The sequence below is a fragment of the Fusobacteria bacterium ZRK30 genome (assembly GCA_024628785.1).
Classification (GTDB): domain Bacteria; phylum Fusobacteriota; class Fusobacteriia; order Fusobacteriales; family Fusobacteriaceae; genus Psychrilyobacter.
In genome coordinates, this window is the sequence record CP102404.1 from 196340 (window position 1) to 215674 (window position 19335).

Consider the following 19335-nt stretch of genomic DNA (forward strand, 5'->3'; position numbering starts at 1 on the left):
ATATCTTGCCTTTATTATATATATATCTACCTTTGGCAGACATGAAATCTATACAATTATCTGTTTCTGAAATAATTCACACCATTTCTAAAGATATTTTGTTCCTTATCTCCAATGATATTTTTATATAAATTTTCTCCTGTTCTTTCTGAATGTCCCATCTTACCGAAAATCCTTCCATCTTTAGAGGTTATTCCTTCGATTGCATAGACAGATCCATTGGGGTTATATTCTCCATGATTAGTCGGGCTTCCATCTAAGTCAATATATTGAGTGGCTACCTGGCCATTCTCTATTAATTCTTTTAGTTTTTCCTCTCCTACAACAAATTTTCCTTCCCCATGGGATACAGCTATCTGATGTTTTGATCCCACTTCAATATCACTGAACCACGGTGAGTTATTGGATACAACCTTAGTTGTTACAATTTTTGATATATGTCTGTTGATGTCGTTATAAGTCAGAGTAGGAGAATTTTTATCCAAGTCTCCGATTACTCCATTAGGCAGGAGTCCCGATTTTACAAGTGCTTGGAATCCATTACATATTCCTAAGATCAATCCATCTCTATCTAATAATCTCTCTACTGCACCTTTTATCTTTTCATTTCTTAAGATAGTTGCTATAAATTTAGCTGATCCCTCTGGTTCATCTCCTGCTGAGAACCCCCCTGGAAGCATTAGAATTTCACAGTTATCTATATGACTTGTCATCTCATCTATAGATTTTGTTATATGATCCATAGTTAAGTTTCTAAATGTCATTGTAAATGGTAGTGCTCCTTCCTTAGCGAAGGCTTTCATAGAATCATATTCACAGTTAGTCCCGGGAAAAGCTGGTACAAATACCCTTGGATTTTCTATCCTTTCATTGGGTTTTACTGCCTCTTTTTTCTCACAAGTTTCAATATTTAGATCTTCACTTTCAATTGAAGTTCCTTCTACTATTTCAGGGAATATTTCATTTAGAGTTCCCTTCCATTTACTTAATAATTCATCTAATTTAATTGCTTTATCATTTATAATTAGTTCCTTAGACGGGATTGTTTCCCCTACTAAGAGTGTATTATCATCTTCTAAGATATGAGGAGTTTCAACCAGGATCGATCCATATCCCATTTTAAACAACTCATCTTCTTTCATTGTGATCTTGGCTCCTACCATATTTCCAAAACTCATCTTAGAGATAGCTTCAATTACTCCTCCAGCTTTTATGGTCATTGCTGATATAATCTTCTTATTTTTTATATTTTCATGGATATATTCAAAGTTAGTTTTTAACTCCTCCAGATTAGGCATAAGATCTTCATTCATATTGTGTTTTATCAGGTATAGATTATTCCCGCTATTTTTTAACTCTGGTGAAGTCACATTAGAAGCCAAAACCTTAGTTACTCCAAATGAGATCAATGTAGGCGGTACATCTATATCGTTAAAACTTCCACTCATACTGTCCTTCCCACCGATAGCAGGGATATTGAAATTCTTCATTATGTATTGTGTTCCCAGTAATGCAGCGAATGGTTTACCCCATTTTTTAGGATTAGACCCTAATTTTTCAAAGTACTCTTGGAATGATAGTCTTACACCTCTGTAATCTCCTCCCATAGCGACTATCTTAGCCAGTGATTCTACCACTGCATAAGCTCCACCATGATACGGTGACCATTTAGTAATCAATGGATTATATCCCCAGGTTATAGCAGATGCTGTATCTGTGGTTCCCTCCAGCAGCGGTATCTTGTGAACCGATCCCTCTGTAGGAGTAAGCTGGTATTTTCCACCAAATGGCATAAGTACCGTTCCTGCTCCAATCGTTGAATCAAACATCTCCATAAGTCCCTTTTGAGAACTTACATTGAGTGAACTTATCCTATTCATAACTTTTTCTTCCAGTGTTAAGCCTTTTGTGTTAGGAGTTTCCATCGGACTTTCTGAATCAGGTGTTTCTACCTCTATATCCATATATCCAGTGACACCATTGGTATCCAAGAAATCACGGCTGAGATCTACTATAGATTTTCCTTTCCAATTAATTATCAATCTTCTTTCCTCTGTAACTACTGCTACCTCTACTGCCTCTAAGTTTTCAATGTCAGATAGTTCCAAGAATCTTTCTACATCCCTATCCTCTACTACCACTGCCATTCTTTCCTGCGATTCAGAAATAGCCAATTCTGTACCATTTAATCCCTTATATTTTACCGGTACTTTATCTAAATTTATTATTAATCCGTCTGCTAGTTCTCCAATTGCTACCGATACTCCCCCGGCACCAAAATCATTACATTTTTTAATCAATTTAGTTACTTCTGGATTTCTGAATAATTTCTGGATCTTTCTCTCTTCTGGGGCATTCCCTTTTTGAACCTCAGCAGAGCAGGTAGTTATAGAGTTTATATCATGTTCTTTAGATGAACCAGTAGCTCCTCCACATCCATCTCTACCAGTTTTTCCTCCCAATAAGATTATCTTATCCCCGGCATTTGGAGTTTCACGACGTACATTACTTGCCGGGGTAGCCGCTACTACTGCTCCTACTTCCATCCTTTTAGCTTTATATCCCTGATGATATATCTCTGCCACATGGGATGTCGCTACACCGATCTGATTACCATAAGATGAATAACCATGAGCTGCACCAGTTGTTATCTTTCTCTGAGATAGTTTCCCAGGTAGAGTATCCTCTAATTTTTCCAATGGATTCGCCGACCCTGTCACCCTGATAGCCTGATATATATATGATCTTCCAGATAATGGATCTCTTATTGCTCCCCCTATACAAGTAGAAGCTCCTCCAAATGGTTCAATCTCAGTAGGATGATTGTGAGTTTCGTTTTTAAACATCAATAGCCATTTTTCTATTTTCTTTTTCCCATCTTTTTCTATATCCACATCTATGTATACAGAGCAGGCATTTATTTCTTCCGATACTTCCAAATCATCTAAAAGACCATTTTTTCTCATCTCTCTTGCTGATATGGTAGCCATATCCATAAGAGTCATCGGTTTTTTCTCTATCCTTGATCCATGGGCATCTCTTCTGCTTTCCAAGTATTCATTAAATGTTGATTGTAAACTTTCTTTAAATCTACCTTTAGGTAAGGTGATTTTTTCTAATATCGTCTCAAAGGTAGTATGTCTGCAGTGATCTGACCAATAAGTATCCAATACTTTTATCTCAGTTTCGCTGGGGTTCCTCTTCTCTTCATCTTTAAAATATTTTTGAATATGTACTATGTCGGCTGTAGTCATAGCTAAGCCAGAAGATTTTCTAAAATTTTCTAATTCAACCTCGCTATAAGAGTTAAAATCACTATAGATTTCCACTTTCTCTGGAGGAGTTATCTCATCTTCTACCATGTTAGACAAATCTTTTTCCCTCATCTCAACTTCATTTATATAATATTTTTTTATTTTTTTCATATCTTCAGGTGAGAGGTCTCCAGAAAAGATAATTAGTTTTCCTGTTTTCACCGATATATCCTGACTCTCTTCACAAATTAAATTTATACATTGGATGGCTGAGTCTGCCCTCTGATCAAATTGACCAGGTAAAAATTCTACAGCTAAATAATTTCTATCCTCTAAGTCTAAAGTATCGTAGGTAAAATCTACTACAGTTTCTGAAAGCACCACTTCTTTTATTGTAGATATTTCATCTTTTTTTACATTGAAAAGATCATATATATTTATTATTCTGACCTCCTCCAAATGAGCTAAATTTAAATTTTCCTTTAATTCCGCCTTTAATTTTTTAGCTTCTACAGCAAATTTTTCTTTTTTTTCTACATAGACACGGTGATTCATGACTCCTCCTAATTTTTATGAATAAATATAATTTTCTTACTAATAACAAAAATCCAGGAACTATTTTTAATAAGTAAAAATAGCCCCCGGATCTATCCAAGTACTTTCATTTACTTATAGCGGTTTATTTAAGGTAAACCGTAGAGACTCCCAACCATATTATGGGTATATATAAGTTTATTTAATTTTTTTAGAACAATCCTGAGATTACTCCATCTTCATCTATATCGATCAATTCTGCCGAAGGTATTTTTGGTAATCCTGGCATATCTAAGATACTTCCGGCCATTGCTACTATAAATCCTGCTCCTGCTGATAATCTCAATTCATTTATTGTAACTGTAAACCCACTTGGTCTTCCCATCAATTTAGGATCATCTGAGATAGACTTTTGAGTTTTCGACATACAGATCGGTAATTTGTCGTATCCATATTCATTTAATGTTTTTATCATCTTTTTAGCTTTAGGTGTAAATATTACTCCATCTCCACCATAGATATTTTTTACTATTTTTTCTATCTTTTCCACAATAGACTCTTCTGTTTCATAAAGATATTTAAAATTATTTTCCTTATTTTCAACTTCATCTATCACTAGTTTAGCTAGTTCTATTCCACCATCTCCACCATTAGCCCATACATCACATAGAGCTACCGGTACACCTAGTGTTTCACAGTGAGTTTTAATGAAGTTTAATTCAGCTTCACTGTCTGTAACAAATTTATTTATCGCTACCACAACTGGCAATCCAAAACTTTTCATATTTTCTATATGCTTATCTAAATTTTCTATTCCTTTAGTTAAAGCTTCTAAATTTTCTTCTTTTAATTCTTTAGGATTCGCTCCGCCATGTAACTTAAGAGCTTTTACTGTGGCTACAATAACTACAGCATTAGGTTTCAATCCACCTTTTCTACATTTAATATCTAAGAATTTTTCTGCTCCTAAATCTGCTGCAAATCCAGCTTCTGTTATTGCATAATCAGATAATTTAAGAGCCATTTTAGTAGCTAATAATGAGTTACACCCATGAGCTATATTGGCAAATGGACCACCATGGATTATTACCGGGGTATTTTCCAATGTTTGAACTAAGTTTGGTTTGATTGCTTCCTTTAGAAGAGCTGTTATAGCACCCTCTATCTTTAGATCACTTACTTTTAGTGGTTTTCCTGCTCTGTTAAATCCAAATACTATCTCACTGATTCTGTTTTTCAGATCCATTATAGATTCTGATAAACAAAGGATAGCCATTATCTCTGAAGCTACAGTTATTTGAAATGAATTTTCTCTAGGGATCCCATTGGCAATCCCCCCCATTCCAATCACTATATTTCTTAGAGATCTGTCGTTCATATCCATAACCCTTTTAAAAGCTATCTTAGTCACATCTAGATCCAGTTTATTTCCATGTTTTATGTGGTTATCTATACATGCTGAGATAAGGTTATGTGCCACTCCTATTGCATGAAGATCTCCTGTAAAGTGTAGATTTATATCTTCCATTGGAATTACCTGAGAATGTCCACCACCAGTGGCTCCCCCTTTCATTCCAAAGACAGGACCAAGAGATGGTTCCCTCAATGCTGCTACAGATTTTTTTCCTAACTTGTTCATAGCCTGAGTCAGACCTACAGTAACTGTAGATTTTCCTTCTCCTGCTGGTGTAGGGGTAATTGCTGTTACCAAGATCAATTTACCGTCTTTTTTATCACTGTTTTTTTTCAATATCTCTAAATTTAATTTTGCTTTATGTTTTCCATATTGATCGTAGTCATCTTCCGATAGATTTATCTTCGCTGCTACCTCTTTAATGTGGAGTATCTTCGCTTCCTGAGCAATTTGAATATCTGTTTTCATTCTGCCTCCTTAAAATAAAAATCCTAAGTACACACTTATTCCAATGCGGACTTAGGACTATTGATTAATTTCTTTTTTTATTTTTAATAACCTCGTCTTATACCTCATTTCATTCCCCCACTTCCTCCTATGTTGAGGAATTATAATTGTTCTATTTGAGGATACTATACCATAAGATTTTTTAAAAAGCAATAAATAGTCGTCGTCTTCATAAAAAAAATTTGGTTTTCCTTAAATAATATAGCATACTTGTAATAGAATAATACATTTTTATAATTAAGGAGTGTGATAGATTATGATTGGATTTTACATATTGATCGGAGTTGTTATTATTATTTTTTTACTCAAAGGATCTAAAACAAAAGATTCTCATGAAACAATTAATGAAAAAGATGAACTTGCAATGAAAAATAAGGAAGTTTTAAAAGAAAAGATCCAAAATGACCTAAAAAATAACAAGATAGACCATGTATTTGTATCACCTCATTCAAAAAAATACCACACCAGAAAATGTCGATATTATAACGATACTATGTCTGAAATCCCTTTAGACATAGCTAAAAAAGAGGGATATGTTCCGTGTAAAATATGTAACCATAAAAAAGATATCTCTGCCTAGTGTAGGGAATATCTTTTTTTTATTTTGTAAATAAAAAAAATCCGAATAAAATATCCGGATAAAATTTCTTATGGCAGTCCAGTAGGGACTCGAACCCTAAACCCACGGTTTTGGAGACCGTTACTCTACCAATTGAGCCACTGAACTATAAATATTTAATTGTTATTAAACATTCAAAACTATATAATAATGTTTCATAAATTAACTTTCTAAAAATCATTTTCTTTAGGTAAAGTGTTCGTCATATTAGTATTGGTCAGCTAAAGACTTCACAGCCCTTACACCCCCAACCTATCAACCTCCTAGTCTCGAAGGTGACTTATCAATGATAGAATACTTATCTCTGAGTTGGCTTCCCGCTTAGATGCTTTCAGCGGTTATCCATTCCAAACGTGACTACCCAGCTATGCCATTGGCATGACAACTGGTACATTAGAGGTTTGTCCATCCCGGTCCTCTCGTACTAAGGACAGATCTCATCAATATTCTTACGCCTACAGTGGATAGGGACCGAACTGTCTCACGACGTTCTGAACCCAGCTCACGTACCGCTTTAATGGGCGAACAGCCCAACCCTTGGGACCTTCTCCAGCCCCAGGATGCGATGAGCCGACATCGAGGTGCCAAACTTTGCCGTCGATATGGACTCTCGGGCAAAATCAGCCTGTTATCCCCGGGGTAGCTTTTATCCGTTGAGCGATGGCCCTTCCATTCGGAACCACCGGATCACTATGTCCTGCTTTCGCACCTGCTCGATGTGTCTATCTCACAGTCAAGCTCCCTTATGCCATTGCACTCTTCGGTTGATTTCCATCCAACCTGAGGGAACCTTTGAACGCCTCCGTTACTCTTTCGGAGGCGACCGCCCCAGTCAAACTACCCACCTAGCACTGTCTCCATGATTACACATCACAGATTAGAATCAAAATGTTATATGGTTGGTATTCCACCAGCGACTCATATACAGCTAGCGCCATATAATCACAGTCTCCCAACTATCCTATACACATAACATCTCAACCCAATACCAAGCTATAGTAAAGCTCCACGGGGTCTTTCCGTCCTACTGTAGGTAACCGGTATCTTCACCGGTAGTACAATTTCACCAGGCCTCCCGCCAAGACAGCATTCGAGTCATTACACCATTCGTGCAGGTCGGAACTTACCCGACAAGGAATTTCGCTACCTTAGGACCGTTATAGTTACGGCCGCCGTTCACCGGGGCTTCAATTTGAGTCGCTAAACCCTCCTCTTAACCTTCCGGCACTGGGCAGGTGTCAGCCCATATACATCGCCTTTCAGCTTAGCATAGACCTGTGTTTTTGCTAAACAGTTGCTCGAATCTCTTCACTGCGGCCATCAAAAGCTCAAAATCGCGTGTATTTATCACCTTTAATGGCACCCCTTCTCCGAAGTTACGGGGCCATTTTGCAGAGTTCCTTAGCGAGAGTTAGCCTGTACGCCTTAGATTTCTCATCCTAACCACCTGTGTCGGTTTACGGTACGGGCACTATAATTCTCAATAGAAGCTTTTCTCGGCAGCGTGGGATTTGTACCTTCGTGTTCATTACAAACACTCCGCATCACACCTCAGATCTAAAACCGTGGATTTTCCTGCGGTTCCATCCTACATGCTTACACAGACATATCCAACAGTCTGCGCACATACCCTTCTGCGTCCCTCCATCTCTCAAACAAATTACAGTGGCGCAGTAATATTAAACTGCTTTCCATTCGCCTACGCAATCTAGCCTCGGCTTAGGTCCCGGCTTACCCAGAGAAGACAAGCTTTACTCTGGAAACCTTGGTTTTCCGGCGAGAGGGATTCTCACCCTCTTTCTCGCTACTCATTCCTGCATTCTCACTTCCGATACCTCCAGATTGGGTTACCCCTTATCCTTCAACGGCCTACGGAACGCTCTCCTACCAGTCTACACATAGTGTATACTCCACAACTTCGGTTTATATCTTAGCCCCGTTACATTGTCGGCGCAGAGACTCTCGACCAGTGAGCTATTACGCACTCTTTAAATGTATGGCTGCTTCTAAGCCAACATCCTGGTTGTTTCAGAATCTCCACCTCCTTTCCCACTTAGATATAATTTGGGACCTTAGTTGGTGGTCTGGGCTGTTTCCCTTTTGACCATGGATCTTAGTACCCATAGTCTCACTCCTGATCTCTTGAAATATGGTATTCGGAGTTTGATTGATTTCGCTAAGCAATATGCCCGCTAGACCATTCAGTGCTCTACCCCCATATTTAAACAATCAAGGCTGCACCTAAATGCATTTCGGAGAGAACGAGCTATCTCCTGGTTCGATTGGCTTTTCACCCCTATACCTACCTCATCCCCCGGCTTTTCAACGACGGTGGGTTCAGACCTCCACTGTGTCTTACCACAGCTTCATCTTGGACAGGCATAGATCACCAGGTTTCGCGTCTACAACCAACGACTAATTCGCCCTATTCAGACTCGGTTTCCCTTCGGCTCCGTTATACTTAACCTCGCCATTGATCGTAACTCGCAGGATCATTCTCCAAAAGGCACGCCATCACACGCCCGAAGGCTCTGCTCTGACCGCTTGTAAGCACACGGTTTCAGGTTCTATTTCACTCCCCTCCCGGGGTTCTTTTCACCTTTCCCTCACGGTACTATTCACTATCGGTTAGTAAGAGTATTTAGCCTTACGAGATATGGTCCTCGCTGATTCACACAGGGTTTCTCGTGTCCCGTGCTACTTGGGATTACAGTGACTTGCTAACATAAGTTCCCTATACAGGACTATCACCTTCTACGGTTGAACTTTCCAGTTCATTCTAGTACCTTTGTTAGTCAAGCGCATACCTTGCAGTTCTGCCGCTCTGTATCCCACTACCCCCAACAAGCAACGCCTGCATGCTATCACACTTGTTCGGTTTGGGCTCTTCCCCGTTCGCTCGCCGCTACTTAGGGAATCGTTTTTACTTTCTCTTCCTCGGATTACTTAGATGTTTCAGTTCATCCGGTTCCCGTTTCCACACTAGTTCTTCAAACTAGTAGGTTTACCCATTCGGAAATCTAAGACTATTACGCTCAATTGCAGCTTGTCTTAGCTTATCGCAGCTTATCACGTCCTTCATCGGCTCTTACTACCAAGGCATTCTCCGTGCGCCCTTAATTTCTTAACCTATTATTAAAATAGAATTTTAATATTTTTTGCTTAATTTGTTTTTAGAATTTTTGAAATCTAATTATCGTTCAGTTATTTCTAACTCTTCGTTAATTATTGTTACACTCTCGTGTAACTGAAGATCTAATAAAATTGTTAATTTATTATTTCATTATTATATAGTTTTCAATGTCCAAATTGTTTTGGTGGAGATAAGCGGGGTCGAACCGCTGACCTCCGCAGTGCAAGTGCGGCGCTCTCCCAACTGAGCTATATCCCCAAAATGGTACGCCTAAGTGGACTCGAACCACCGACCTCACGCTTATCAGGCGTGCGCTCTAACCAGCTGAGCTATAGGCGTATATAAGGAATATAAAAGTCATATAGAGAAAGAAGTATGTAAATATTCTTTATATAGATCAGTTAACTGATCTCATAAAGTGCTCCTTAGAAAGGAGGTGATCCATCCGCACCTTCCGGTACGGATACCTTGTTACGACTTCACCCCAATCGCTAATCACACCTTAGGAACATCCCTCCATAAAGGTTAGGCCTGCTACTTTAGGTGCAACCAACTCTCGTGGTGTGACGGGCGGTGTGTACAAGACCCGAGAACGTATTCACCGCGACATTGCTGATTCGCGATTACTAGCGATTCCAACTTCACGCAGTCGAGTTGCAGACTGCGATCCGAACTAAGATTGGCTTTCTGAGATTTGCTCCACCTCGCGGTATTGCTGCTCTCTGTACCAACCATTGTAGCACGTGTGTAGCCCAGCACATAAGGGGCATGATGACTTGACGTCATCCCCACCTTCCTCCTGCTCGTCGCAGGCAGTCTCGCATGAGTCCCCAACTTAATGATGGTAACATACGATAGGGGTTGCGCTCGTTGCGGGACTTAACCCAACATCTCACGACACGAGCTGACGACAGCCATGCACCACCTGTATCAACGTTCCACCGAAGCGGCACCAAGTCATCTCTGACGAGTTCGTTGTATGTCAAGTGCTGGTAAGGTTCCTCGCGTTGCGTCGAATTAAACCACATGCTCCACCGCTTGTGCGGGTCCCCGTCAATTCCTTTGAGTTTCACACTTGCGTGCGTACTCCCCAGGCGGTTCACTTATCGCGTTAGCTTCGGCACAGAGGTTCGACCCCCTACACCCAGTGAACATCGTTTACGGCGTGGACTACCAGGGTATCTAATCCTGTTCGCTCCCCACGCTTTCGAGCTTTAGCGTCAGTATCTGTCCAGTGAGCTGTCTTCACTATCGGCATTCCTACAAATATCTACGAATTTCACCTCTACACTTGTAGTTCCGCCCACCTCTCCAGTACTCTAGCCTGCCAGTTTCAAACGCAATACGGAGTTGAGCCCCGCATTTTCACATCTGACTTAACAAGCCGCCTAGACTCGCTTTACGCCCAATAATTCCGGATAACGCTTGCGACATACGTATTACCGCGGCTGCTGGCACGTATTTAGCCGTCGCTTCTTCTGGTGGTACCGTCACTTTCTTCTTCCCACCTGAAAGCACTTTACAATCCGAAGACCTTCATCGTGCACACAGAATTGCTGGATCAGACTTTTGGTCCATTGTCCAATATTCCCCACTGCTGCCTCCCGTAGGAGTAAGGGCCGTGTCTCAGTCCCCTTGTGGCCGTTCACCCTCTCAGGCCGGCTATCCATCGTCGGCTTGGTAGGCCATTACCCTACCAACTACCTAATGGAACGCAAAGTTCTCCTCCAGCGCATATAGCTTTCATAAGTTCTTGATGCCAAGATCTCATAATATCCGGTATTAGCTAACCTTTCGATTAGTTGTCCCGGTCTGAAGGGCAAATTCTTTACGCGTTACTCACCCGTCCGCCACCGTACTATCTTCCGAAGAAGAATTCCAGTCGACTTGCATGTGTTAAGCATTCTGTCAGCGTTCATCCTGAGCCAGGATCAAACTCTACATTCAAATTTATATCCTAACTTCATAAATGAAGTTTAGCTATCTATTAAAAGATAATTATTTTTATAGTGGTTCATTCCACTGTACACCTTAATCGATTGTTTGAAAACAAAATTTCAAACGACAATTGAGTTTTTAATTTACACTTTCTTTCTCTATTCAACTTTCAATGTCCTTCTCTGTCTCGTTCGGTTTCCCTCGCGGACAAGAAGAAGTATACCGCACTTATTATTCTACGTCAAGAGTTTTTTTGTTTTTCTTTTATTTTTTTCAAAAAAAACATCAAAAAAACCAGGAAATACGGTTAAAAATGAAGGTCTCTATAAACATTTTTCGAACAAAACACAACTTTTTTTCCATACAAAACTTACCTTATATATGATCAACATAAAAAAATAAAAAAACGACTAAATTCCAAAAGGAATAATATAGTCGTTTTTTTATATTTAAAAATTATTTTATGGGTTTAATTATTTTCCTTCAAAATGTCTCTCTAATAAACCTTTGAAAGCTTTTCCATGTCTAGCTTCATCTTTAGCCATCTCATGTACTGTATCATGAATTGCATCTAATCCTAATTTCTTAGCTCTTTTTGCAATTTCAAATTTACCAGATGTAGCTCCATATTCTGCTGCTACTCTTAATCTTAAGTTTTCTTCTGTTGAGTTAGTTACTACTTCTCCTAATAACTCAGCAAATTTAGCTGCATGTTCTGCTTCTTCAAATGCAATTCTTTTGTATGCTTCTGCTACTTCCGGGTACCCTTCTCTATCTGCTACTCTTGACATTGCTAAATACATTCCAACTTCTGTACACTCTCCAGCAAAGTTAGCTTTTAATCCTTCAATGATCTCTGCATCTCCACAAGCTAATCCTTCTCCTAACTTATGTTCAGTTGCCCACTCTTCAGTTGCATTCTCATCATAAGCTACGAATTTATCCTTTCCAGCCTTACATACTGGACAGACTTCAACATTTGCATCTAATATTTCCCCACATACTGTACATCTCATTTTAGCCATTTCACTTCACTCCTTATATTTTCAATTTATTTTAATTTCAAATTTGTATTTATTACAAAATAATAATAACCTATTTTAAATAAAGTGTCAACATTTTTTTATAAATATTTTTAAAGATTAATTATAAATTTATTTATCTATTGTGATATACTATATAATCTAAATATAATTATAAAAAGGAAGTACTTTATGAAAACATATGAATATATAGTTGTAGGTGGAGGACCCGCCGGTATATTTTCTGCAATATATGCAGGAAGCTTCGGGGTAAAAACTGCAATTTTAGAAAAAAAAAATAGGATGGGAAAAAAAATATTGGTCGCCGGTTCAGGTCAATGCAATATAACCCATACTGGAGAGGTCAAAGATTTTTTAACTAAATACGGAGACCACGGTAAATTTTTGCGAACAGCAATCTATAAATATTCTCCCCAAGATCTGCAAAGTTTCTTTAAAGATAATGGGTTGGAACTAGTTCCCAGGGAAGACGGTAAAATATTCCCTATAACTAAACGATCTGTAGACGTTGTAGAGCTCCTCTATACCCTGTGTAAAAAATACAGTGTTGATATAATAGAAGAGTGTGAGGTATTATCTATAACACACGATAATAACTTTAATTTAAATACCAGTTTAGGAGAATTCAACTCTAAAAATATTTTACTTTCTACTGGTGGAATCACATTCCCTCAAACAGGGAGCGATGGTCAGGGATACAGGTTCGCCAAAACTTTAGGCCATAAAATAGTAGAACCAAAACCATGTCTTACACCGGTATACATAAGGAATTATCCCTTCACTGAATTAGCAGGGATCTCTTTTAAAGATATATCGATCAGTGTCTTTGACAGGGATAAAAAAATAAATTCTTCCAAGGGAGATATACTATTTACCCATAAAAATCTTAGCGGCCCGGGAATTTTAGATAACTCGAGATATATGAAAAAAGGAAATCAGATTTCATTTAATTTTATAGATATGACTGCAGAAGAATTCAAGGAAGATTTCATCGAATATACCAATGCTCATGGCAAAAATTTAACTAAAACTTTTTTAAACACTTATAATTTGCCTGAAAGATTTATTAAAAATATGCTTTTTGAAGCTGAAATATGTGAATGTATAAAGATCTCCAGCTTAACTAAAAAGATGAGAGATGATCTCGGAAAGCTTCTCACCGATTATCAATATGAGATAACTAAATTAGGTGGTATCGATATAGGAATGGCTACTAACGGCGGAATCAACTTAAAGGAGATCAACCCTAAAACTATGGAATCCAAACTGGTTAAAGGACTTTATTTTGCAGGTGAGATCATGGATATTGACGGTGATACCGGAGGATATAATATCCAGGCTGCAATATCAACAGGGATCTTAGCCGCAAGGAGTATAGCTAAAAGCTAATAATCGATAAAATAAAAAAATAGGAGGACAATTTAAATATGAAATTAGAAAAAGTTAAAGAATTTAAAAAATTTGCCAGTGAGGTGATATTAAAAGTTTTGATGAAGATGGACAAAGACTACCAAAACTATCAAAATTTAGATGACTATGATGGGATGCAGAAAGTTAAATTGGAGTTTATTCCTAAATATGAAAAATTATATCTTGAATTTTCCAATGATATCTCAGAAAATCTAGATGATCTAGATGACAAAAAAATAGAATCTTTAATGGGTATTGTCAATGATATTATGAAGGTTCACAATATAAATATTGACTATATCTTAGACGAGATGGAAAAAAGGGAAAAATTAAAGGGGAAATCCGGTGCGGAAGCTGTTGAAAAATTATTTAAATATCAAATCAAAGAATTAGAATCAAAGATGGAAAAATTATTAACACAAGCCGATACCATCTTAGACAATGAAGGAAAACTAGAAGCAGAGTTAAGGGACGCCATCCAAGAGGATGATCAGATGAAGATCTTAGATCAACTAGTTGTTGTTAGAAGTAAGTGGAGTACTCTGGAAAAGAAAACCATCCAGTGTAAATCAGCATTGGACGGGTTAAAGGACTCTCTGATAAAAAAATGGACCTATGATATCTACGGTACTATCCCTCAGGAAGAACTTAAAAAAGTTTTCAGTGCTCAAATGAAAAATAAATAAAATTACTAATATTCACAGTAAAAAGATGGATTAATCTAGTTTTCACTAGATATTGCACAAGTCAAATTACTATGTTAAAATGGAGGTATATTTCGATATGAATACAGGAACTAGAATAGCAATAAATGTGATAGTTATCTTAATCATCATATTTTTTGTAATGAAAAGAAGAGCAAACAACGTAAAAAATTCAACTACAATACAAAAGGAGGCAACAATCGTGTCAAACACAAATTTAATTGCAAAGATCAAAACTAATAAGGGAGATATCAATATAAAATTATTTCCAAATGAAACACCATTTACAGTACTTAACTTCGTAAACTTATCTAAGAAAGGGTACTACAACAACTTAAAATTCCATAGAGTTATCGCTGACTTTATGATTCAAGGTGGATGCCCACAAGGTACAGGAATGGGTGGTCCTGGATATAACTTCAAAGACGAATTCGTAAGAGAATTAGTATTCGATAAGCCTGGAATCTTAGCTATGGCTAACTCTGGTCCAAATACAAATGGTTCTCAATTTTTCATCACTCATACAGAAACTTCTTGGTTAAACCATAAGCATACTATCTTCGGAGAAGTTGTATCTTCTGAAGATCAAGATGTAGTTAACAAAGTAGCTCAAAATGATATCATAGAAACTATTGAGATCACTGGAGATGTAGATGCATTTTTAGAAGCAAACAAGGAACTTTTAGCTGAATTAAATAAAGAGTTAGCTAAAGATTTCCCTAACTTAAAATAATTCTAAAATTCGGAGGTATACACATGAAAAAAATATCACTTATCTCTGCACTCCTCCTACTTCTAGTTTTAGGAGGGTGCTCATCTATCAGAAGAGCCATGAGAGCCGGAGAAGTCGCAAAAATCAATAATATCAAAGCAACAATAGTTACTACTCAAGGGGATATCAACTTCTATCTTTATCCAGAAGCTGCTCCTGTTACAGTAGCAAACTTTATAAACCTAGCTAAAAGAGGTTTTTATGATGACCTAAAATTCCATAGAGTTGTAGATAACTTTATGGCTCAGGGAGGAGACCCTTTAGAAACAGGTTTAGGTGGCCCCGGTTATCAGATTGAAGATGAATTTGTAGAGTGGTTGGATTTCTACCAGACAGGTATGTTGGCTATGGCAAATGCAGGTCCTAATACTGGTGGTTCTCAATTTTTCATGACAATGTACGCAGCTGACTGGTTAAATCAGAAACATACAGTATTTGGAGAAGTTATCTCCGATGCTGATCTAGGTGTTATTAGAAAGTTGGAAATAGGAGACAGGATCAGAGAGATCAGGTTCGAAGGAGATATAGATTTCTTCTTGGCACTTGAAAAAGACAGAGTTGATTTTTGGAATGAGACTTTAGACAGAAATTTTCCAGATTTAAAAAAATATCCGGTAAAAGATATTACTGATCCAATTTTTACTGAAACTTATACTAACTATAAGGATGAACTAGAAAGAATCCAAGAGACAAAATTAAAAACATCTAAACCTTATGATCCAAAATTTATTCCAGCTTGGATAAGATATATAGATAATAAGTATACTGCTGCTAAAAAGAAAGAAGAAGTTTCTTCTAGCGAAAGATTAGAAGAACGTAACGAAGACAACCTCTCCGTTATAGCTACTTCTGTTACTGTCAGTAAATCTGACAACGTAACAAGCGAAGATGTATCTGTAGTTACCAGTGATGACACAGGTACTATTACTGAAACTTCTACAGAGAGCAGTTCTGAATCTTCAGATAAACCTGAAGAACCAGAAACAAAGTAATAAATTTTATAAAAAGGAAAAGAACTTTCAATTAAGAAAGCTCTTTTCCTTTTTTACTATCTACCTAGCATATCTATAAAATATCTATGCATCTCTAAATTATCTGTCAATTCAGGGTGAAAAGATGTTACCAGCAAATTATTTTCTCTTGCAGCCACTATCCTTCCATCTACTTTCCCTAGTATTTCTACATTTTTTCCCACACTCTCTATATAGGGTGCCCGTATGAAGACCATGGGAATTTTATTCTCTATCCCCTTAAAAATACCGTCTATCTTAAAACTTCCCAGCTGTCTACCATAACCATTTCTCCTCACCACAATATCCATAAGGGGCAGATGGATTACCTTATCATCAGCTATCTCTTTAGCCAATAAGATCATCCCGGCACAGGTTCCCCAAACAGGAAGTCCCCCTCTGATCTTTTGAATCAAAATTTCTTTCAGGTTAAAATCTACCAAAAGTTTACCCATGGCGGTACTCTCCCCACCAGGAAGAATAAGAGCATCTACAGAGTTTAAATCTTCAATTTTTCTAACTTCAACCCCTTTATAGCCAAGAGTTTTTATAATATCTATATGTTCACGAAAAGCACCTTGGAGTGCTAAAACACCTATACACTTCACCTTAATATCCCCTGTGAGCCATTAATTCATTGGTATCTATAGAGTAAACATTTATCCCCACCATGGCTTCTCCAAGATTGGTAGAAATTTCAGCTAAAATTTTAGGATCATTATAATGAGTTACAGCCTTAACTACAGCAGCAGCTCTCTTTCTCGGATCACCAGATTTGAATATCCCCGATCCTACAAATACTCCGTCACAACCTAACTGCATCATCATAGCTGCATCGGCAGGTGTAGCTACACCACCAGCAGCAAAGTTTACAACTGGAAGTTTACCGTTTTCATGGATATATTCCACCAGATCTATGGGAGCCCCCAGTTCCTTGGCTGCGTTGTAAAGTTCATCTTTTGAAAGTCCCTGAACTCTGCTTATCTCGTTATTCATCATCCTCATATGTCTTACAGCTTCTATAACATCTCCCGTTCCAGGCTCACCTTTAGTCCTGATCATTGATGCCCCTTCACTGATTCTCCTGAGAGCTTCTCCAAGATTTTTGGCTCCACAAACAAATGGCACACTGTAGTTTGATTTATTTATATGAAGTGCAGGATCAGCAGGTGTCAGCACTTCACTCTCATCGATATAGTCAACTTCTAACGCTTCTAAGATCTGTGCTTCTACAAAGTGACCAATTCTTACCTTGGCCATAACAGGTATAGATACAGCAGCTTGAATTTTTTTGATCATATCAGGATCTGAGGCTCTAGCTACTCCTCCATCCTTTCTGATGTCCGCCGGAACTCTCTCAAGGGCCATTACCGCACAAGCTCCTGCCTGCTCAGCTATTATTGCTTCCTCGGCATTGGTTACATCCATTATAACTCCGCCCTTTAACATCTGTGCTAAATTTTTATTCAATTCATATCTCATACTTTATCCCCCTTTATAATGTTTTTTCTTTGACACTATCATACGCCTCATATATAATATATTCAATCATAACTATAAAAAGTGTACCGATACAATTAAGGAGGAGATAAGATGAATTTAGATAATCAGCAGACACTGTACCTTCAGATATACGAAACAATCAAACATGATATTATCGAAAATAAATATGCAGAACACGAAAAACTCCCATCTATTCGAAATTTGGCTAAAAAATTAGGAGTCAACAATATAACCATTGTAAAAGCCTATGATACCCTGGAAAAAGACCGATATGTTTATAAAAAAAGGGGGAGCGGGGTCTATGTAAACAACCTCAATATAAAAAAAAACATCTTAGAGGAAGAGATCCTTATGGAAACCTTTAAATATGGTAAATTAGATGTAGAGGGGGAGATTAACTTCGCCAATAGTAATCCCAACGGGAATTATTTCCCCATTACAAAGTTTAAAAATTGCATAAATTTTGTAATAGACAGAGATCAGGAAAAAATATTTGCCTACGAAGATCCAAAGGGTTATGCAGGATTAAGGAATATTATCTCGAAACATTTAGAAGGTGAAAAAATAATGACCCATCCTGAAGATATTCAAATAATCTCTGGAGCCCAGCAGGGAATCGATCTCATAACCAAGTCTTTAATTCACTTGGGAGACAATGTAATCATTGAAAATCCCAGTTATTCCGGAGCTATTACATCCTTTAAAAGAGGAGGAGCCAAGGTTATAGATGTCCCACTATTAGAAGATGGTATAGACCTAAAGAGTCTAAAAAAAATACTGGCTAAAGAAAAAATATCATATCTATATCTCATGACAAATTTTCATAACCCCACTGGGATCTCCTACTCTAAAAAAAAGAAATTAAAAATTTTAGAATTAGCAGAAAAACATGATTTTTATATAATTGAAGATGACTCCAGCTCAGATCTTTACTATAAAGATAAACCTTTTTCACTAAAATCTATGGATATAGATGAAAGGGTAATATACATCAAAAGTTATTCCAGAATATTTATGCCAGGTCTCAGATTAGGATTTCTCATCGCTCCCAAGGATAAATTAAAATATATCTCATTTACTAAATTTCATACAGATATATCGACTCCTGGTTTGATTCAGAGAGCTTTTGAACACTACCTGAGCTCAGATTCATGGGAGATACATACTAAAAAATTAAGATCTATCTATAAGAAAAAATTCGAAGTAGCCTACGATCTACTCAAGAAAATTGAGCATCTTAAATTATTTGCAGTTCCCCAGGGAGGCTTGTATTTCTGGGTAAAACTGGATAAAGTCTCCAGTGAAGCTCTTTTTTTGAAAGCTCTGCAAAAAAAAGTAGGAATCCTCCCTGGATCTATATTTAAACTGGATGAAAAAAGCGATGGGTGGGTAAGACTTTGTTTTGCCGACGTAGAAATAGAGGAGATAAAAAAAGGATTAAAGATTTTAAAAGAATCTGTAGAAGAGCTCTATAATTTATAATTTTTCTATAAT

10 protein-coding genes, 3 tRNA genes, 2 rRNA genes, 1 pseudogene and 1 riboswitch are annotated in these 19335 nt (G+C 37.5%); of the genes and pseudogenes, 6 read left to right on the plus strand and 10 right to left on the minus strand.

Going from position 1 to position 19335, the window contains the following annotated elements:
* Window positions 1-56 precede the first annotated feature (56 nt).
* Together NRK67_01035 and NRK67_01040 are read right to left on the minus strand one after the other, a co-directional pair.
* Window positions 57-3809, minus strand: coding sequence for a phosphoribosylformylglycinamidine synthase (locus NRK67_01035; protein UUV17456.1), 3753 nt, complete (start codon window positions 3807-3809; stop codon window positions 57-59).
* 97 nt (window positions 3810-3906) lie between these two features.
* Window positions 3907-4004: riboswitch (purine riboswitch) on the minus strand.
* Window positions 4000-5670 carry a formate--tetrahydrofolate ligase gene (locus NRK67_01040; GenBank protein ID UUV17457.1) on the minus strand — a complete coding sequence of 557 codons (1671 nt, stop codon included), beginning with the start codon at window positions 5668-5670 and terminating at the stop codon, window positions 4000-4002. Its footprint overlaps the riboswitch before it by 5 nt.
* 295 nt (window positions 5671-5965) lie before the next feature.
* On the opposite strand from NRK67_01040, the gene NRK67_01045 reads away from it, so the two are divergent.
* The gene (locus tag NRK67_01045; protein ID UUV17458.1) at window positions 5966-6289 is read left to right on the plus strand and encodes a hypothetical protein; all 324 of its coding nucleotides are present in this window, start codon (window positions 5966-5968) and stop codon (window positions 6287-6289) included.
* A gap of 71 nt (window positions 6290-6360) precedes the next feature.
* Here the strand turns inward: NRK67_01045 and NRK67_01050 are convergent.
* The 6 genes from NRK67_01050 to NRK67_01075 all read right to left on the minus strand — a co-directional run bounded on the left by NRK67_01050 (window position 6361) and on the right by NRK67_01075 (window position 12424).
* Window positions 6361-6436 (minus strand) — tRNA-Trp (locus NRK67_01050).
* A 79-nt stretch (window positions 6437-6515) separates the two neighbouring features.
* Window positions 6516-9458: ribosomal RNA gene (locus NRK67_01055) — 23S ribosomal RNA — on the minus strand.
* 185 nt (window positions 9459-9643) lie between these two features.
* A tRNA-Ala gene (locus NRK67_01060) sits at window positions 9644-9719 on the minus strand.
* A gap of 4 nt (window positions 9720-9723) precedes the next feature.
* Window positions 9724-9800: transfer RNA gene (locus NRK67_01065), tRNA-Ile, on the minus strand.
* A 90-nt stretch (window positions 9801-9890) separates the two neighbouring features.
* Window positions 9891-11408 (minus strand): 16S ribosomal RNA (locus NRK67_01070).
* The 16S and 23S rRNA genes sit together here with 3 tRNA genes alongside, the layout of an rRNA operon.
* 464 nt (window positions 11409-11872) lie before the next feature.
* Window positions 11873-12424 carry an NADH peroxidase gene (locus tag NRK67_01075; protein UUV17459.1) on the minus strand — a complete coding sequence of 184 codons (552 nt, stop codon included), beginning with the start codon at window positions 12422-12424 and terminating at the stop codon, window positions 11873-11875.
* 189 nt (window positions 12425-12613) lie between these two features.
* On the opposite strand from NRK67_01075, the gene NRK67_01080 reads away from it, so the two are divergent.
* The 4 genes and pseudogenes from NRK67_01080 (at window position 12614) to NRK67_01095 (ending at window position 16011) form a co-directional block, all read left to right on the plus strand.
* Window positions 12614-13831 (plus strand): NAD(P)/FAD-dependent oxidoreductase, encoded by a 1218-nt coding sequence (locus NRK67_01080; protein UUV17460.1) that lies wholly within the window; start codon window positions 12614-12616, stop codon window positions 13829-13831.
* A gap of 38 nt (window positions 13832-13869) precedes the next feature.
* Complete coding sequence (locus NRK67_01085) at window positions 13870-14538, plus strand: hypothetical protein (GenBank protein UUV17461.1); 669 nt, start codon at window positions 13870-13872, stop codon at window positions 14536-14538.
* A 160-nt stretch (window positions 14539-14698) separates the two neighbouring features.
* The gene (locus NRK67_01090) at window positions 14699-15289 is read left to right on the plus strand and encodes a peptidylprolyl isomerase (protein UUV17746.1); all 591 of its coding nucleotides are present in this window, start codon (window positions 14699-14701) and stop codon (window positions 15287-15289) included.
* A gap of 23 nt (window positions 15290-15312) precedes the next feature.
* Window positions 15313-16011: pseudogene (locus NRK67_01095) on the plus strand (peptidylprolyl isomerase).
* 365 nt (window positions 16012-16376) lie between these two features.
* On the opposite strand, the gene pdxT reads toward NRK67_01095, so the two are convergent.
* On the minus strand, window positions 16377-16946 hold the full coding sequence (gene pdxT / locus NRK67_01100) for a pyridoxal 5'-phosphate synthase glutaminase subunit PdxT (GenBank protein UUV17462.1): 570 nt from the start codon (window positions 16944-16946) through the stop codon (window positions 16377-16379).
* Between the two features lies 1 nt (window position 16947).
* Window positions 16948-17820 (minus strand): pyridoxal 5'-phosphate synthase lyase subunit PdxS, encoded by an 873-nt coding sequence (pdxS, locus tag NRK67_01105; GenBank protein UUV17463.1) that lies wholly within the window; start codon window positions 17818-17820, stop codon window positions 16948-16950.
* Between the two features lie 111 nt (window positions 17821-17931).
* Here pdxS and NRK67_01110 point away from each other — a divergent pair, with 111 nt between their 5' ends.
* Window positions 17932-19323, plus strand: coding sequence for a PLP-dependent aminotransferase family protein (locus tag NRK67_01110; protein ID UUV17464.1), 1392 nt, complete (start codon window positions 17932-17934; stop codon window positions 19321-19323).
* The last annotated feature ends 12 nt before the right edge of the window (window positions 19324-19335 follow it).